General features: G+C 65.5%; 13 protein-coding genes. 7 read left to right on the top strand and 6 right to left on the bottom strand.

Translation table 11 applies throughout. From position 1 onward, the window contains the following. Positions 1 to 115: 115 nt before the first annotated feature. On the top strand, positions 116 to 1,018 hold the full coding sequence (egtD, locus tag M3I53_RS28325) for an L-histidine N(alpha)-methyltransferase (RefSeq protein ID WP_254319167.1): 903 nt from the start codon (positions 116 to 118) through the stop codon (positions 1,016 to 1,018). Between the two features lie 66 nt (positions 1,019 to 1,084). Here the strand turns inward: egtD and M3I53_RS28320 are convergent, their stop codons facing one another. Next, positions 1,085 to 1,381, bottom strand: coding sequence for an acylphosphatase (locus tag M3I53_RS28320; RefSeq protein WP_069261571.1), 297 nt, complete (start codon positions 1,379 to 1,381; stop codon positions 1,085 to 1,087). Between the two features lie 128 nt (positions 1,382 to 1,509). Here M3I53_RS28320 and hpnA point away from each other — a divergent pair, with 128 nt between their 5' ends. Together hpnA and M3I53_RS28310 are read left to right on the top strand one after the other, a co-directional pair. Beyond that, on the top strand, positions 1,510 to 2,532 hold the full coding sequence (gene hpnA, locus M3I53_RS28315) for a hopanoid-associated sugar epimerase (protein ID WP_254319158.1): 1,023 nt from the start codon (positions 1,510 to 1,512) through the stop codon (positions 2,530 to 2,532). A 109-nt stretch (positions 2,533 to 2,641) separates the two neighbouring features. Further along, positions 2,642 to 3,274, top strand: coding sequence for a hypothetical protein (locus tag M3I53_RS28310; protein WP_254319157.1), 633 nt, complete (start codon positions 2,642 to 2,644; stop codon positions 3,272 to 3,274). 75 nt (positions 3,275 to 3,349) lie between these two features. Here M3I53_RS28310 and M3I53_RS28305 read toward each other — a convergent pair whose 3' ends face one another. Next, positions 3,350 to 4,528: a glycosyltransferase gene (locus M3I53_RS28305; protein ID WP_254319156.1), complete on the bottom strand. Its 1,179-nt coding sequence runs from the start codon at positions 4,526 to 4,528 to the stop codon at positions 3,350 to 3,352. After that, on the bottom strand, positions 4,525 to 5,394 hold the full coding sequence (hpnC, locus tag M3I53_RS28300; RefSeq protein ID WP_254319155.1) for a squalene synthase HpnC: 870 nt from the start codon (positions 5,392 to 5,394) through the stop codon (positions 4,525 to 4,527). The genes M3I53_RS28305 and hpnC overlap by 4 nt, the downstream gene beginning before the upstream one ends. A 412-nt stretch (positions 5,395 to 5,806) precedes the next feature. Here hpnC and ispH point away from each other — a divergent pair, with 412 nt between their 5' ends. Both ispH and hpnH read left to right on the top strand, forming a co-directional pair. Next, positions 5,807 to 6,751: a 4-hydroxy-3-methylbut-2-enyl diphosphate reductase gene (ispH, locus tag M3I53_RS28295; RefSeq protein WP_158760806.1), complete on the top strand. Its 945-nt coding sequence runs from the start codon at positions 5,807 to 5,809 to the stop codon at positions 6,749 to 6,751. Between the two features lie 12 nt (positions 6,752 to 6,763). After that, positions 6,764 to 7,915 carry an adenosyl-hopene transferase HpnH gene (gene hpnH / locus M3I53_RS28290; RefSeq protein ID WP_254319154.1) on the top strand — a complete coding sequence of 384 codons (1,152 nt, stop codon included), beginning with the start codon at positions 6,764 to 6,766 and terminating at the stop codon, positions 7,913 to 7,915. Between the two features lie 76 nt (positions 7,916 to 7,991). Here hpnH and M3I53_RS28285 read toward each other — a convergent pair whose 3' ends face one another. From M3I53_RS28285 to M3I53_RS28275, 3 genes are all read right to left on the bottom strand, one after another. Continuing rightward, on the bottom strand, positions 7,992 to 9,965 hold the full coding sequence (locus M3I53_RS28285; RefSeq protein WP_254319153.1) for an SMP-30/gluconolactonase/LRE family protein: 1,974 nt from the start codon (positions 9,963 to 9,965) through the stop codon (positions 7,992 to 7,994). Between the two features lie 285 nt (positions 9,966 to 10,250). Beyond that, complete coding sequence (locus M3I53_RS28280; RefSeq protein WP_069261565.1) at positions 10,251 to 10,457, bottom strand: YbdD/YjiX family protein; 207 nt, start codon at positions 10,455 to 10,457, stop codon at positions 10,251 to 10,253. 26 nt (positions 10,458 to 10,483) lie between these two features. Beyond that, positions 10,484 to 12,571 (bottom strand): carbon starvation CstA family protein, encoded by a 2,088-nt coding sequence (locus M3I53_RS28275; protein ID WP_254319152.1) that lies wholly within the window; start codon positions 12,569 to 12,571, stop codon positions 10,484 to 10,486. 329 nt (positions 12,572 to 12,900) lie between these two features. Between M3I53_RS28275 and M3I53_RS28270 the strand changes: the two genes are divergently transcribed. Next, positions 12,901 to 14,415 (top strand): cache domain-containing protein, encoded by a 1,515-nt coding sequence (locus M3I53_RS28270; RefSeq protein WP_254319151.1) that lies wholly within the window; start codon positions 12,901 to 12,903, stop codon positions 14,413 to 14,415. A gap of 2 nt (positions 14,416 to 14,417) precedes the next feature. Further along, complete coding sequence (locus tag M3I53_RS28265) at positions 14,418 to 15,083, top strand: response regulator transcription factor (RefSeq protein ID WP_254319166.1); 666 nt, start codon at positions 14,418 to 14,420, stop codon at positions 15,081 to 15,083. Positions 15,084 to 15,104 lie beyond the last annotated feature (21 nt).

Here is a 15,104-nt window from a genome sequence, read left to right as displayed (position 1 = left end):
CCCTGGAGCCCGCATGCCACTTTCTGCGCCCCGCCCCGCCGTTGCCGACCCCGCCAGCGCATTTGCCCTTTCCTCCGCCGCCAACGCATTTGCCGCCGAAGTGCGCGCAGGCTTGATGCGCTCGCCGCAAAAGGAACTGCCGTCGAAGTATCTGTATGACGAAGTCGGCTCCGCCCTCTTCGAGGTCATCACCGTGCTGCCCGAATATGGCGTCACGCGCAGCGAGGAGCGCCTGCTCACGCGCTACGCGTCCGAGATCGTCGAGGCGCTGCCTTCCGACGTGAAAGTCGCCGAACTCGGCAGCGGCAGCGGCCGCAAGACGCGCCGCATTCTCGAAGCGCTCTGCCGCAAGCGCCCCACGTCGTACTGCCCGATCGAGATTTCGCGTACCGCGCTGCAACTATGCCGGCGCGAACTCGCCGACATCGAGCGCATTTCGATCGTCGGCTACGAGCGCGACTATCTCGCCGGACTTTCAGAGGTGAGCCGCCAGCGCAAAGAGGGCGAGCAACTGCTCGTACTCTTTCTCGGCAGCACGATCGGCAACTTCGCGCGCCTCGCGGCCACGCGCTTCCTGCGTGACATCCGCGCGATGCTGCGCCAGGGCGACACGCTGCTGCTCGGCACCGACCTCGTGAAGCCCGTGGACACGCTGATCGCCGCCTACGACGACGCCATCGGCGCGACGGCCGCGTTCAACCTGAACTTGCTGTCGCGCATCAACCGCGAGCTGAACGCCGACTTCAACCTGCACGACTTCGAGCACGTCGCGCGCTTCAATCCGGACGTGCGCAGCATCGAGATGCATCTGCGCGCGAAGCGCAACGTGCACGCCGAGGTGCACTCGGCGAATCTGACCGTCGAGATCGGCGCAGGCGAGACGATCTGGACCGAGAGCAGCCACAAGTATCACGCCGACGAAATCCCGGCGATCGCCGCCGACGCGGGCTTCGAATGTACGCGTCAGTGGGTCGAAAAGGATTGGGGATTCGCGGAGAGCCTGCTGGCCGTGAAGTAAGCAACGTCTTGAACGAAAAAGCGGTGCGCCAGATGCCTGGCGCACCGCTTTTTTATCGGGCGAATCTCAGTGCTGCTCGAAGCGTTCGTAGCGTTTTTCGGTCAGGCGTTCCTCGCTCTCCACCGAACTGACGCGCGCAGCCGGCGGCCCGTGGCGCAGCCACGAAAGCATGCGGTCCACCTGGTTCGCCGTGCCCTGGATCACGGCTTCGACCGAGCCGTCCTCCATGTTCGCGACGTAGCCGCGAATGCGCAGCGCGTGCGCCTGGCGCACCGTCGCATGACGAAAACCCACGCCCTGCACCGTCCCGTGCACGCGCACGTAGTACGTTTCGAGGCGCGTATCCAGATCCGGTTCGCTCATTGTTCGTTTCTCCAAGCAGGCTTTACGGTCGGCATTGTAGACGCCAACGCGCGCACGCGCCGGGCTAGCGCCACGTACAATCCGTGCCACGCCGCCGCGCCAACACCGAACATGGAAACGACCCTGCAATGACCGACACCTCCCGAGCCAACCGCGATCTCGTGCTGATCACCGGCGCGTCCGGCTTCGTCGGCTCGGCCGTCGCCCGCATCGCGCAGGAAAAGGGCTATGCGGTGCGCCTGCTGGTGCGCGCGACGAGCCCGCGCAAGAACCTCGAAGCGCTCGACGCCGAAATCGTCACCGGCGACATGCGCGACGCCGCCTCCATGCGCCGTGCGCTCGACGGCGTGCGCTACCTGTTCCATGTGGCCGCCGACTACCGTCTGTGGGCGCCCGATCCGCACGAGATCGAACGCGCCAACCTCGAAGGCGCCGAAGCCACCATGCGCGCGGCGCTCGACGCTGGCGTGGAGCGCATCGTCTACACGAGCAGCGTGGCCACGCTCAAGGTCACGAGTTCGGGCAAGTCCGCCGACGAAACCTCGCCGCTCACGCCCGAGCAGGCCATTGGCGTGTACAAGCGCAGCAAGGTGCTGTCCGAGCGCGCCGTGGAGCGCATGATCGAGCGCGACGGGCTACCCGCCGTGATCGTCAATCCGTCCACGCCGATCGGCCCGCGCGACGTGAAGCCCACGCCCACCGGCCGCATCATCGTCGAAGCGGCGACGGGCAAGATTCCCGCGTTCGTCGACACCGGCCTGAACCTCGCGCACGTGGACGACGTGGCGAACGGCCACTTCCTCGCGCTGGAGCGCGGACGCATCGGCGAGCGCTACATCCTCGGCGGCGAGAATTTGCCGCTGCAGCAGATGCTCACCGACATCGCCGGCATGGTCGGCCGCAAGCCGCCCACGATCGCGCTGCCGCGCTGGCCGCTCTATCCGCTTGCGATGGGCGCGGAAGCCGTTGCGCGCTTCACGAAGCGCGAGCCGTTCGTGACCGTCGATGCGCTCAAGATGTCAAAAAACAAGATGTATTTCACGTCGGCGAAGGCGGAGCGCGAGCTGGGTTATCGCGCGCGGCCGTACCGCGAGGGCTTGAAAGATGCGCTCGCATGGTTCCGCGAGGCCGGCTATCTGAACGCAAAATGAGCGAAGCAAAGGAAACTGTTACAACTTTTCTTGCGACATGCATACAACGCCTGAAGGGCAATGCATGTGAGCTGCGGGTAGAATCGCGGGTCTTACCTGAGAAGCTCGCATGAATCTCCAAGACCAGATTGGCGTGCTCGAAGCGGGCGTCGATCAGCTCCTTCAGGCCGCCGCCGCCGCGCACGCACCGCGCGCCGATGAACGCGCCGCCGCAGTTCCCCACCAGGAATCTCCCGTTGCAAGCAGCGAAGCGGAGCAAACCGCCGCTGGGCAGCCGCCGACCGTTGCCGTCGATACGGCCGCGGAGGCTGCCGATGCGGCCGCCACCGCAGAACCCGTTGAAGCCGCCAATGCAACCGTGATCGACACTGCCGAAGCCATCGAACCCGCTGTCGAGGCGGCCCACGCCGCGCCTGCGCAGCCCGAACTGCACGTGGCGCGCCCGTCGCAAAACGAGATCACGCTGACGATCGGCGGCCAGACGGTGACGCTCAACGCGCTGCAAGTCGGCCAGATGATCGAGGAGCTGTCGAACGCACGCGCTTCGATGCAGCCCGAACCGCCGCCCGGCATTCCGCAAGGCTGGCGTTTCGCATCGACGAAGAATCCGATGATGGCCGTGCAGAAACAATCCAACGGCGACCGCCTGCTGGTGCTGCGTCACACGGGCCACGGCTGGGTGCCGTTCACGTTCTCGCCCGACATCGTCGTGCAGATGTACATGCTGCTCACGCAGCGCTGACGCGCGCGCGGATCGAAAAAAAGCCGTCGAAACCGACGGCTTTTTTCATTCGCAGCGCTCCTCGCAAGAAGCGCCTCAACGCCCCTGCACCGGCGCCTGCACGCGCGCCTTCCACTGACCGCCCTTGCCGCGCCAGAAGCGCCACGCCGAAGCGAACGTCGCGCCCACGTAGAACAGCGCGACGAGCGGCAGGAACGGCGCCCACAGCGGCGAACGCCGGTAGTAGGCGAGCATGGGCGAGTACGCGCAGCACATCAGCGCCCAGGCGATCCACGCCGGCCACCCGTGCGGCCCGAGCACGAGCGCGACCACGGGCGGCGCGAGATAGATGATCGTCATGCCGAGAAGCGTACCCGCGAGCTGCCACGCCGAGTAATGCAGCTGCGTGAACGCCGTGCGCGCGATCATGTTCCAGATGTCCTTCCACGAATCGTAGGGGCGCAGCGACACGCTCTTCGCGGCGACGTCGAGCCGGATCGGATGATGCCCTTCGCCGCGATGCTTGATGCGCGCGGCGAGGCTGCAGTCGTCGATCAGCTCGGCGCGGATCGATTCGATACCGCCCGCCTCTTCGAGCGCCTGGCGGCGCACCAGCATGCAGCCGCCGGCCGCGGCCGCCGTGCGGTTCTTCGGGTTATTAACCCACGAGAACGGATACAGCTTCGCGAAGAAGAACACGAACGCCGGGATCAGCGCCTTTTCCCAGACGGAATCGCAGCGCAGCCGCACCATCAGCGAGACGAGGTCGCGGCCTTCGGCTTGCGCGCGCACCACGAGTTGCGCGAGCGCTTCGGGCGGATGGCCGATGTCGGCGTCGGTGAGGAGCAGGTAGTCGGCGGGCAGCTTGAGCGTGCGCACCGCCTCGATGCCCTGCGACTGCGCCCACACCTTGCCCGACCAGCCCGCCGGCAACGGCTTGGCCGTAATCACGCTGAGCTTTTCCGGGCACTGCAGCGCGAGCGCGGCGGCGCGCGCGGCTTGCGCCGTGCCGTCGGTGCTGTGGTCGTCGATCACGATCACGTGAAACTCGCCGCCGTAGTCCTGCTGCAGCAGCGAGGTCACGGCCTCGCCGATCGCGTCGGCCTCGTTGCGCGCCGGCACCACGGCACACGCGGCAGGCCAGCCGGCCGCGGGCTCGACGATCGGCAGCGGCTCGGCCGGGCGTGCGCGCCAGAATCCGCCGCGCCCGAACAGCAGCACGAGCCAGATCAGCAGCGAGAGGCAGGAGACGGCAAACAGAATGGTCGTAGTCATGCGTTGTTACTCTCGATCGAAGGGGCGCGCACGCCCACGCGGCGCGACAGCCACATGGCCGCCGTGCGCAGGAGCACCACGGCCCAGTCGGGCGCGCGCAGCGCAGGCCGCGCGCGGAACACATCGTAGCCGCCGCGCTCGATGATTTCGAGCACGCGCAGCCCGCCATGCACGACGCTGCATAGCTCGAGGCCGAAGCGCCCCGGCACGCGCAGCGCGAGCGGCGCGCCGCTCACCATCAGCGCCCGTGCCCGCGCCACCTCGTGCGCCATGAGCGCGCGCCAGGCGTCGTCCACCCGGCCCGCGGCGATCTGCGCTTCGGTGACGCCGAAGCGTTCGCGCTCGGCGAGCGGCAGATAAATGCGGCCGCGCGCCCAGTCGGCATTCACGTCCTGCAAGAAGCTGACGAGCTGCAAGGCGGTGCAGATCGCGTCGAAATCGGCCAGATTCTCGGGCGTCGCTGCGTGGATCAGATGCAGCATCAAATGGCCGACCGGGTTCGCCGAGCGCCGGCAAAAGTCCAGCAGCTCGAAGCGGTCGGCATAGCGCGTCGTGTCGATATCCTGATCGAACGCCGCGACGAGGTCGTAAAACGGTGCGAGAGGCATGCGGCACTCGCGCACCACCTCCGCGAGCTTCGCGAACAGCATGGGGTGCACGCGCGCGGGCCGGCCTTCGGCCACGGCGTTCAGGCCTTCGCGAAAATCGGCGAGGCGCGTGTGGCGTTGCTCGGGGCTCCAGTCGCCTTCGTCCGCGATGTCGTCGAGCGTGCGCGCGACGTGGTAGATCACGCCGACAGGCCCCCGCAGCGCCTTCGGCAGCAGTACGCGCGCTACCGGAAAATCGTCGTAGTGGTCGGGTTCCATCAAGGCGTCCAGAATGGGGTCGTATCTCCGGGTGCCATCCAGGCGATCCGGGACGCCGTATTTTAAGGGTTCCCGGAGCATGTTGCACCGCGCAACGGTGGTCCGCCGGCTCCGGCGCCGGCGCTGACCGGTGCCGCGTGCGCGACGCGCTGTGGTAAGGCCGTGGGAGCGCCACGCAGAGGGCTTTGCATGAAAAATTGGGCGCCGACCGGGCTGCGCCGTCGCGCGCACGCCGCACCCACGAGAGCTCCACACAGCAAACGAAGGGCGAAGGGGTTAAAATGCGCGTCTGGTTTTTACTCCGTCGCCTCTTTGGCGGATTTTTGCATCTTTAATAATAGACAGCCGCCGGCGATCAGGTCATTTTTACCGACTTGCTCACCTTGTGCGGCAGGTCGGAGTTCGCCACCCTATGCGAGTGATCCTTGCCCAACCCCGCGGCTTTTGCGCGGGGGTTGTCCGCGCTATCGAAATCGTCGATCGCGCACTGCAGAAACACGGCGCGCCGGTCTACGTGCGCCATGAAATCGTCCACAACCGTCACGTGGTCGAAAACCTGCGCAACAAGGGCGCGCGTTTCGTGGAAGAGCTCGACGAGGTGCCGGAAGGCGCCGTGGCGATTTTCAGCGCCCACGGCGTGGCCAAGACCGTGGAACGCGCCGCCGAGGAACGCGACCTCGACGTGCTCGACGCCACCTGCCCGCTCGTCACGAAGGTTCATGTGCAGGGCCGCCAGTACGTCGCAGCGGGCCGCACGCTGATCCTGATCGGCCACGCCGGTCACCCTGAAGTGGAGGGCACGATCGGCCAGATTCCCGGCACCGTGCTGCTCGTGCAGAGCGAAGCCGATGTTTCGAAGCTCGATCTGCCGCTCGATGCACCGCTCGCGTACGTGACGCAAACCACCCTTTCGGTGGACGACACGCGCGGCATCATCGACGCGCTGCTCGCGCGGTTCTCCGACATCGTCGGTCCGGACACGCGCGACATCTGCTACGCAACGCAGAACCGCCAGGCAGCGGTGCGCGAACTGTCGGATCAGGTGGACGTTCTGCTCGTCGTTGGTGCGACGAACAGCTCGAACTCGAATCGTCTGCGCGAGATCGGCAGCGAAACGGGGGTGCCGAGCTACCTCGTCGCCGACGGTTCGGAAGTGAAGTCAGAGTGGTTCGCCAATGTGCAAACGGTCGGCATCACGGCCGGCGCATCGGCGCCTGAAGAAATGGTTGAGAACGTCATTGACGCGCTGCGCGCGTTGGGGCCTGTCGAGGTGTCGACGATGGCGGGCCGTGAAGAAAAAGTCGAATTCAAGCTGCCGTCGAAGCTCTTGCAACCGCTCGTCGCGCGCGAAGTTTAAGGAGGACACGCTTTGTCTATTCCGCTGCTACAAAAAGTCCGCGTTGGCTCGTACATCTTCCGCCAGCATTTCAGCGGCAACAAGCGCTACCCGCTCGCGCTCATGCTCGAGCCGCTGTTCCGCTGCAATCTCGCCTGCAATGGCTGCGGCAAGATCGACTATCCGGATCCCATCCTGAACCAGCGCCTGTCGCTGGAGGAATGCCTCGAAGCCGTCGACGAGTGCGGCGCGCCGGTCGTTTCCATCGCTGGCGGCGAACCGCTGCTGCACAAGGAAATGCCGCAGATCGTCAAGGGCATCATGGCGCGCAAGAAGTTCGTGTATCTCTGCACGAATGCGCTGCTCATGGAAAAGAAGATGGACGACTACCAGCCGAATCCGTACTTCGTCTGGTCGGTGCACCTCGACGGCGACCGCGAAGCGCACGATCACTCGGTCTCGCAGGACGGCGTGTACGACAAGGCCGTCGCGGCCATCAAAGAAGCCAAGCGCCGCGGCTTCCGCGTGAACATCAACTGCACGCTGTTCAACGACGCCGTGCCTGAGCGCGTGGCGAAGTTCTTCGACACGGTCGGCGAGATCGGCGTGGACGGCATCACGGTGTCGCCGGGCTATGCGTATGAGCGCGCCCCGGACCAGCAGCACTTCCTGAACCGCGACAAGACCAAGAACCTGTTCCGCGAAATCTTCAAGCGCGGCAACAGCGGCAAGAAGTGGTCGTTCAGCCAGTCGAGCCTGTTCCTCGACTTCCTGGCCGGCAACCAGAGCTACCAGTGCACGCCGTGGGGCAACCCCGCGCGCACGGTGTTCGGCTGGCAAAAGCCGTGCTATCTGGTCGGCGAAGGTTACGTGAAGACCTTCAAGGAGCTGATGGAAACGACCGACTGGGACAAGTACGGCACGGGCAAGTACGAGAAGTGCGCGGACTGCATGGTCCACTGCGGCTTCGAGGCCACCGCCGTGATGGACACGGTTGCGCATCCGCTCAAGGCCGCGCGCATCGCCCTCTCGGGCCCGCGCACGACGGGCGCGTTTGCGAAGGACATCCCGCTGGAAGGCGCGCGTCCTGCTGAATACGTGTTCTCGCGTCACGTCGAGATCAAGCTCGAAGAGATCAAGAACGCCGCCAAGACGAAGAAGCCGGCTACGGTCGCGGCTAGCTAAAGCGGTTTTCGCCACAGGCGAGTGAAACGCAAAAAGGGCGCAACGGTTTTAGCCGTTGCGCCCTTTGTCTTTTTTGTCATTTCGCGCTGAACGGCGACACCGTCGCATTCGCTGTGGTCGTGCTCGCCGCCGCCGGCGTCCACCGATACACCACCGCGCTCGAAGCGTTGTAATTATCCTTCGTCACGACATACTCACCCGTCGAGCGCAGATACGCGCGCAGGCCGTACATCGAATCCACGTCGTTGCCCACGTACACCGCGTTCGAGTTGCTATTGACGAGCGTCGTGTCGATCTCGCCCGTGGTGAGGTTGAACGCATCGATGTTCGGCACGGTGTGCACGTAGCCCACGAACAGATAGTTACCGGCGGCCGCAACCGATTTGGGATTCGCGCTCGTGAGCGTGATCACCGGATTCGGCGCGCTCGTATTGCCGGCGAGCCAGCCGTGATACACCTCGACGCGCGTGCCGACTGCCGTCCAGTCGGTGATGCTTGCGTCTTCTCCCGTGAGGATCATCGTGTCGCTTTCAGGCAGGTAGACGATGCGGGTGAGCCGCGAGATCGTGGCGGGAATCGGCGTGGTGATCGCGGCGCCCCAGGTCGGCTTGCCGGTCGAGTCGAAGCCGGTCAGCGGGTAGTGGGAAATGACGTTGGTCTTGTCGAGGCCGACCCACAGGTCGCCCTTGCTGTCGAGACAAAAGCCGTTGCGCACCGGGGCCGTCGTATTGAACGCCGTGCCCGGCAGCGTGTAATCCGGAATGGCGATATAGCCGCTCGCCGCGTTGAAGTGGGAGAAGTAGAACGTATCGGGGTTCTGGCCGGCCGCCACGAGAATGCGCTTGCCACCTACGCTTGCCACCTGCGCGAAATGGTCGCCGCGGCCGGCGTCGGCGAGATTGATGCGCGGATCGGACGGATACGTGATCGGGTCGATCGTGTTGGCAACGAAGGTGCCGCCGGCCGTGCCCGAATAGATATTCATGCCGCCGTAGAACAGCGCGCCGTCGGTGCCCGGATCCGGCGCCGCATTGCCTTCGAAGTTGAGTGACTGCAGCTTCCAGCGCAGTGTGCCGCTGCCGTCGTAAGCCTGCAGATCGGTGCCGCCGTTGCGGCCGAGATCCCACGAGCCGCCCCACGGATTGTTCAGCACGTACAGCGTGCCCGCGGAATCCTTGCCGATGCCGACCACGCGCGTAAAGCGCTTGTCGCCCACCTGCCCCTTGATGCCCGTGGTCGTGTCGAGATAGCCGCCCAGAACGCCGAACGTGCCGGTTTGAGAAGGCGTGCCCGCTACGCTGAAAGTCTTGATGTTCATGTCGGGACCCGAGTCGCCGATCATCAACTGTGAGGTCTGCGAGTCGAAATACAGCGACGACGGCCGCGCCGTGGACGCCAGCTGGATGGTGTTCAGGAGCTGACCGCCGGCGCTGAATTCGAGCACGGCGCCCGCGCTCTTCTGGGCGACCCAGACGTTGCCGCTCGCGTCGAGCGTTAGCGCGCCCGGGCACGCCACGCCGATATCGCGTTGCCAGACGCCGTCCGTGGTGTACACGCGCACGCGGTTGCCGGGCAAATCGCTCACGTAGAGCAGCGAGCCGGAGGTCGCGAGTCCGGTGATGACATCCGCGAGCTTTTCGGTCGTATCGGCGCTCACGGGGATCAGCAGATCGCGCGCGCCGCTCGTGCGGTTATAGCGCCCGACGTCGCCGCTGCCATACGTGGCGTTGTACTGCATGGCGACGAACAGGGAAGTCGTGTTGCCCGTGATCGCGCCGCCCTGGAAGTCGCCGTGGCCGCCGATCGAGCCGAGGCTCTGGCCGTTCTGGTAAATCGCCACGCCGCCTTCGTTTTCATCCCACATCGACGATGTGTAGATGACGCCTTCGGGCGCGACCCACATCGAGCGGGCCACGTTGCCCACGTGCGTCGCGTTGGTGCCATAAGTGTTCGCAATCCAGTCGGTGGAGTATTGCGCTTCGCAAACGGGCGCAACCGTTGCGGTCAGAGCAGCAGCAAGCCATGCTGCGCCGATTCGATGCAAGATCATGAAAGATTCTTTGATTCGCACACCTTACGGTGCGACTGTTGAAGATGCCGGTTGCCCAAGGGGCAAGCCCGCAGGCCGATTCCCGACGATTCGAATCCGTGCGCGCCGCCGCGGCGGCGTCATGCGTCGAATTGGTGTGGAACTTCGTTAAAGTTAACGGCAGCCGCCCTGCGGGAATTGAGTGCTTTTTGAGTGAGCGCCGGGTCGCGAAGTTTACAGGCGTAAAAAAGGCGCGACGGCCTTCGCCGTCGCGCCTCGTGCTGAGCGTATCCGCTCAGTCTGGAGTCAGCAGCACTTGCCTGCCCCCGACCCATACCTGGCGTTTTGCCGCTCGCGGAAAAACTCCTCGTAGGTCATGACCGGGCGCTCGGGATGCGTCTCGCGCGCATGCGCGACGTAGCCCTCGTAGTCCGGCAAACCGACCATCAAACGCATGGCCTGGCCGAGATAGCGCCCGGCCGTCTGTACGTTGTCGCGAAGTCCCGAGAACATGGTGCGCTCCGTTCAGTAACGTCGATTCAATGTACGCGATTCGTCACGGCCGCCGCGCCGCCGGCCGGCATCGCCTGATAAGGCGTTTCCTGCACGGTCGGACGGTCGATGCGGCGCGCACGCGCAATCGCGATCAGGCCATACACGACGATGCTCACCACCACGAAGATGAACAGGCCCGAGAGCGCGGCATCGACGTAGTCGTTGAATACCATGCGCTGCATTTGCTCGAGCGACTTGGCGGGCGCGACGATCTTGCCATCCGCGATCGCCGCCGAAAGCTTCTGGGCGTGCGCGACGAAGCTCACCTTCGGGTTGCTGTCGAAAATCTTCTGCCAGCCCGCCGTGAGCGTGCAGATGAGGAGCCACACCGTAGGCAGGGCCGTGACCCAGGCGAACTTCTCGCGCTTCATCTTGAAGAGCACGACGGTGGCGAGCATCAGCGCGATACCCGCGAGCATCTGGTTCGAAATGCCGAAGAGCGGCCACAGCGTATTGATGCCGCCCAGCGGATCGACCACGCCCTGATAGAGGAAGTAGCCCCACGCGGCCACGCACAAGGCCGTGGCGATCAGGTTGGCCGGCAGCGACTCCGTGCGCTTGAGCGACGGGTGGAACGTGCCGAGCAGGTCTTGCAGCATGAAGCGGCCTGCGCGCGTGCCCGCGTCGACGGCGGTCAGAATGAAGAGCGCCTCGAAGAGGATGGCGAAGTGATACCAGAACGCCATCATCGCCTCGCCGCCCACCACCTGGTGCAGGATCTGCGCCATGCCCACGGCCAGCGTCGGCGCGCCGCCTGCGCGCGCCACGATCGTGGTTTCGCCCACGGCCTGCGCGGTGTGCGTGAGCATGTCCGGCGTGAGCATGAAGCCCCAGTGGCCCACGGTCTGCGCGACCGCGTCCGGCGTCGTGCCGAGCACGGCGAGCGGTGCGTTCATCGCGAAGTACACGCCCGGCTCGATCACCGAGGCGGCCACGAGCGCCATGATCGCAACGAACGATTCCATCAGCATCGCGCCGTAACCAATGAAGCGCGCGTTGGTTTCGTTATCGAGCAGCTTGGGTGTCGTGCCCGACGAGATCAGCGCATGGAAGCCCGACACCGAGCCGCACGCGATCGTGATGAAGAGGAACGGGAACAGGTTGCCCGACCAGACCGGACCCGTGCCGTCGATGAACTTCGTGAAGGCCGGCATCTTCAGTTCCGGCGCGACGATCAGAATACCGATCGCAAGCGCGAGAATCGTGCCGATCTTCAGGAACGTCGAGAGGTAGTCGCGCGGCGCGAGCAGCAGCCACACCGGCAGCACTGAGGCGACGAAGCCGTAGCCGATCAGGATCCAGGTGAGCTGCGTGCCCGTGAACGTGAACCAGGCGGCGAGCGTGGGCGAATCGTGCACGTGCTGGCCGAAGGCGATGGAAGCCATCAGCAGTACGAAACCGATGATCGAGATCTCGCCGATCTTGCCCGGGCGGATGTAGCGCACGTAGAGGCCCATGAAGATCGCGATGGGAATCGTCGCGGCCACCGTGAACGTGCCCCACGGCGAGTTCGTGAGCGCCTTCACCACGATCAGCGCGAGCACCGCAAGAATGATGATCATGATGAGGAAGGTGCCGAACAGCGCGATCACGCCGGGCACCGGGCCCAGCTCCATCTTCACGAGGTCGCCGAGCGAGCGGCCGTCGCGGCGCGTGGAGAGGAACAGCACCACGAAGTCCTGCACGGCGCCCGCGAATACCACGCCCGCGAGAATCCACAGCATGCCGGGCATGTAGCCCATCTGCGCGGCCAGCACCGGGCCCACGAGCGGACCCGCGCCCGCGATCGCCGCGAAGTGATGGCCGAACAGCACGTACTTGTTGGTGGGCACGTAGTCGAGCCCGTCGTTGTGGCGCACGGCCGGCGTCATGCGCAGGCCGTCCAGCTGCAGGACCGTGCTCGCGATGAAGCGGCTATAGAAGCGATACGCAATCAGATAGACGCACACGGCGCAAATCACGATCCACAGTGCGCTGATTCGCTCGCCGTGCGCGAGCGCGATAGTGCCGAACGCGAACGCGCCAAGCAGCGCGACCAGCGTCCAGACGACAAAACTGGATGTCCGACTCATGCGGTGTCCCCATTGTGTTTTTAGCTTTGTGTCCGGCATCGGAACCGGACCCTGGCGCGCGCCGTCCACAGCATCGTGGCGAGGGCGGCGCACGCATGACGCGTTGCGCCATGTCGTGGGCGGTAGTATTCGCTTTCAGACCGTCAGCCACAACCGGACAACTACGTAAGTGCGCTACGTAGAACTACGTAGGGAAGCCAACAATTCGTTGCGCGCGCAACGACAATCGCATCGGCCGCGCAAGGACGCCGTCTCGCACGGCGCGAGAATTTGGCGCCTGCGCGGCGCGCGCCCGGTTATGCTTCCAGTCTCAGCATCCGAACACCGTCATGCCCGCCCCATTTTTCTTCGCCGACCGCCGCCTGAAGACGAAAATCTTCCTGCTCGCGGTCGTACCGTTCCTCGCGGCCATTGCCGGCATCGGTATCGGCGTGCGCCAGCAGGCCACACAGCTCGCGCAAACGCAGCACGCGACGATGCAGAGCGCGTATATGTCGAGCAAGGAAATCGAGCTGCGCCACTACGTGGAGCTGGCCACGAGCGCCATCGCGCCGCTCTATGCGCCCGAGGAAAACGCCAGCGACGCGTTGCCCGCGCCCGAGAGCGAAGCCGACCGCCAGCTCGCCGCGCTAGCCGTGCTGCAGAAGATGGACTTCGGCCCCGACGGCTATTTCTTCGTCTACGACATGCACGGACGCTCGCTCATGCATCCGCGCGAACCCGCGCTCGTCGGCCAGGATCTCTGGAATCTGCGCGACCCGCAGGGCGCGCTCACGATCCAGCAACTGATCGCCGCAGCCCAGCGCGGCGGCGGCTACGTGCGCTATATGTGGCACCGGCCGTCCACGGGCAGGCTCGCGCCCAAGCTCGGCTATGTCGTGCCGCTGCCGCGCTGGGGCTGGATGATCGGCACCGGCATCTATCTCGACGACGTCGATTCGACGCTCGCGCACATCGACGAGCGCGCCTCCGCGAACATCGAGCACACCATTCAGTGGCTCGGCGCGATCGCACTCGCGGGCGTGCTCGTGATCGCGCTCGGTGCGCTCGTGCTCAACGTGAGCGAGCACCGCAGCACCGACGCCAAGCTCAAGCGCCTCGCGCAGCAGGTGGTCGAATCTCAGGAGCAGGAGCGGGCGCGGCTCTCGCGCGAACTGCACGACGGCATCAGCCAGATGCTCGTTTCGGTGAAGTTGCTGCTCGAGTCGGCGCTGACACGCTTCGAGCGCGGCGAAACGCGGGTGCCTGCCGCCGAAGCGTCGCTCGCCACCGGGCTCTCACGTCTTTCCGATACGCTGCGCGAAGTGCGCAGCATCTCGCACGCCCTGCGCCCCTCGATGCTCGACGACCTGGGCCTCGCCGCCGCGCTGGAGCAGCTCACGCGCGAGATGGCCGAGCAAACGGGAATCGAGATCGCCTTCACGCAAACCGCGCCGAAACCGGCGAGCAAAAAGGCGCAAGTTCCCGCGCTGCCGGACGCCGTCAACACCGTGCTCTTTCGCATTGCGCAGGAAGCGCTCACCAACATCGTGCGTCATGCGCAAGCGGGGCGCGCCGCGCTCACGCTGGAGGTCGCCGCGAGCGGCGTGACCCTCGCCATTGCCGACAACGGCCGCGGCTTCGACGTGGCGCACGCGCTGGCCGACCCGCGCGCGGGTCTGGGCCTGCGCAACATGCGCGAGCGCCTGGAGTCGCTCGGCGGCCGCCTCGACATCGCTTCGCAGCCCGGGCATACGCTCGTCACCGCGTGGGTGCCTGTTGCGTCGAACGCGGCGTCAAATGCGGCGTCCAATGCAGCGCCCGATGCAGCAGCCCAAGCCGCTGTGTCAGGAACACCGAAATGACGATGACGAATGCAAACGTGAACGACTCGATCAACCCGGGTGCCAGGCCCGCGCGCCTCGTCCTCGTGGACGACCATCCGCTCGTGCGCGACGGCCTGCGCGCACGGCTCGAAGCCGTGCCGGGTTTCGAGGTGGCAGGCGAAGCCGGCAACGCCGACGAAGCCATCGCGCTCGCCGCGTCGCTCGAACCCGATCTCGTGCTGATGGACGTGGGCATGGCCGGCGTGAACGGCATCGCGCTCGCGGGCATTTTCCACGAACGCTTTCCGGCCATCCGCGTGTTGATGCTTTCGATGCACGACAACGTCGAATACGTGACCGAGGCGGTGCGTGCGGGCGCGAGCGGCTACGTGCTCAAGGATTCGCCGGCCACCGAGATCATCCGCGCGATCGAGGCGGTGCTGGCCGGGCGCACGTATTTCAGCGCGGGCTTGAGTGCGCGCATGATCCATGCGTCGGCTCGCAGCACGCCCGTCGAGCGTCTCACGCCACGCGAACGGGACATCCTCGACGCGCTCGCGCAAGGACTCTCGAGCAAGCAGATCGCGCAGCGCGAGGGGCTTTCGGTGCGCACGGTGGAAACGCACCGGCTCAACCTCAAGCGCAAGCTGGAGATCGAAGGCCAGGCAGAGTTGATCAAGTTCGCGGTGGAGCACCGCAGAAAGTGAAACGGGCGCACCGGCTTGCCC

The organism is Paraburkholderia sp. CNPSo 3272 (assembly GCF_024206495.1).
Taxonomy (GTDB): Bacteria; Pseudomonadota; Gammaproteobacteria; order Burkholderiales; family Burkholderiaceae; genus Paraburkholderia.
This window is presented reverse-complemented; position numbering and strand designations above follow the sequence as displayed.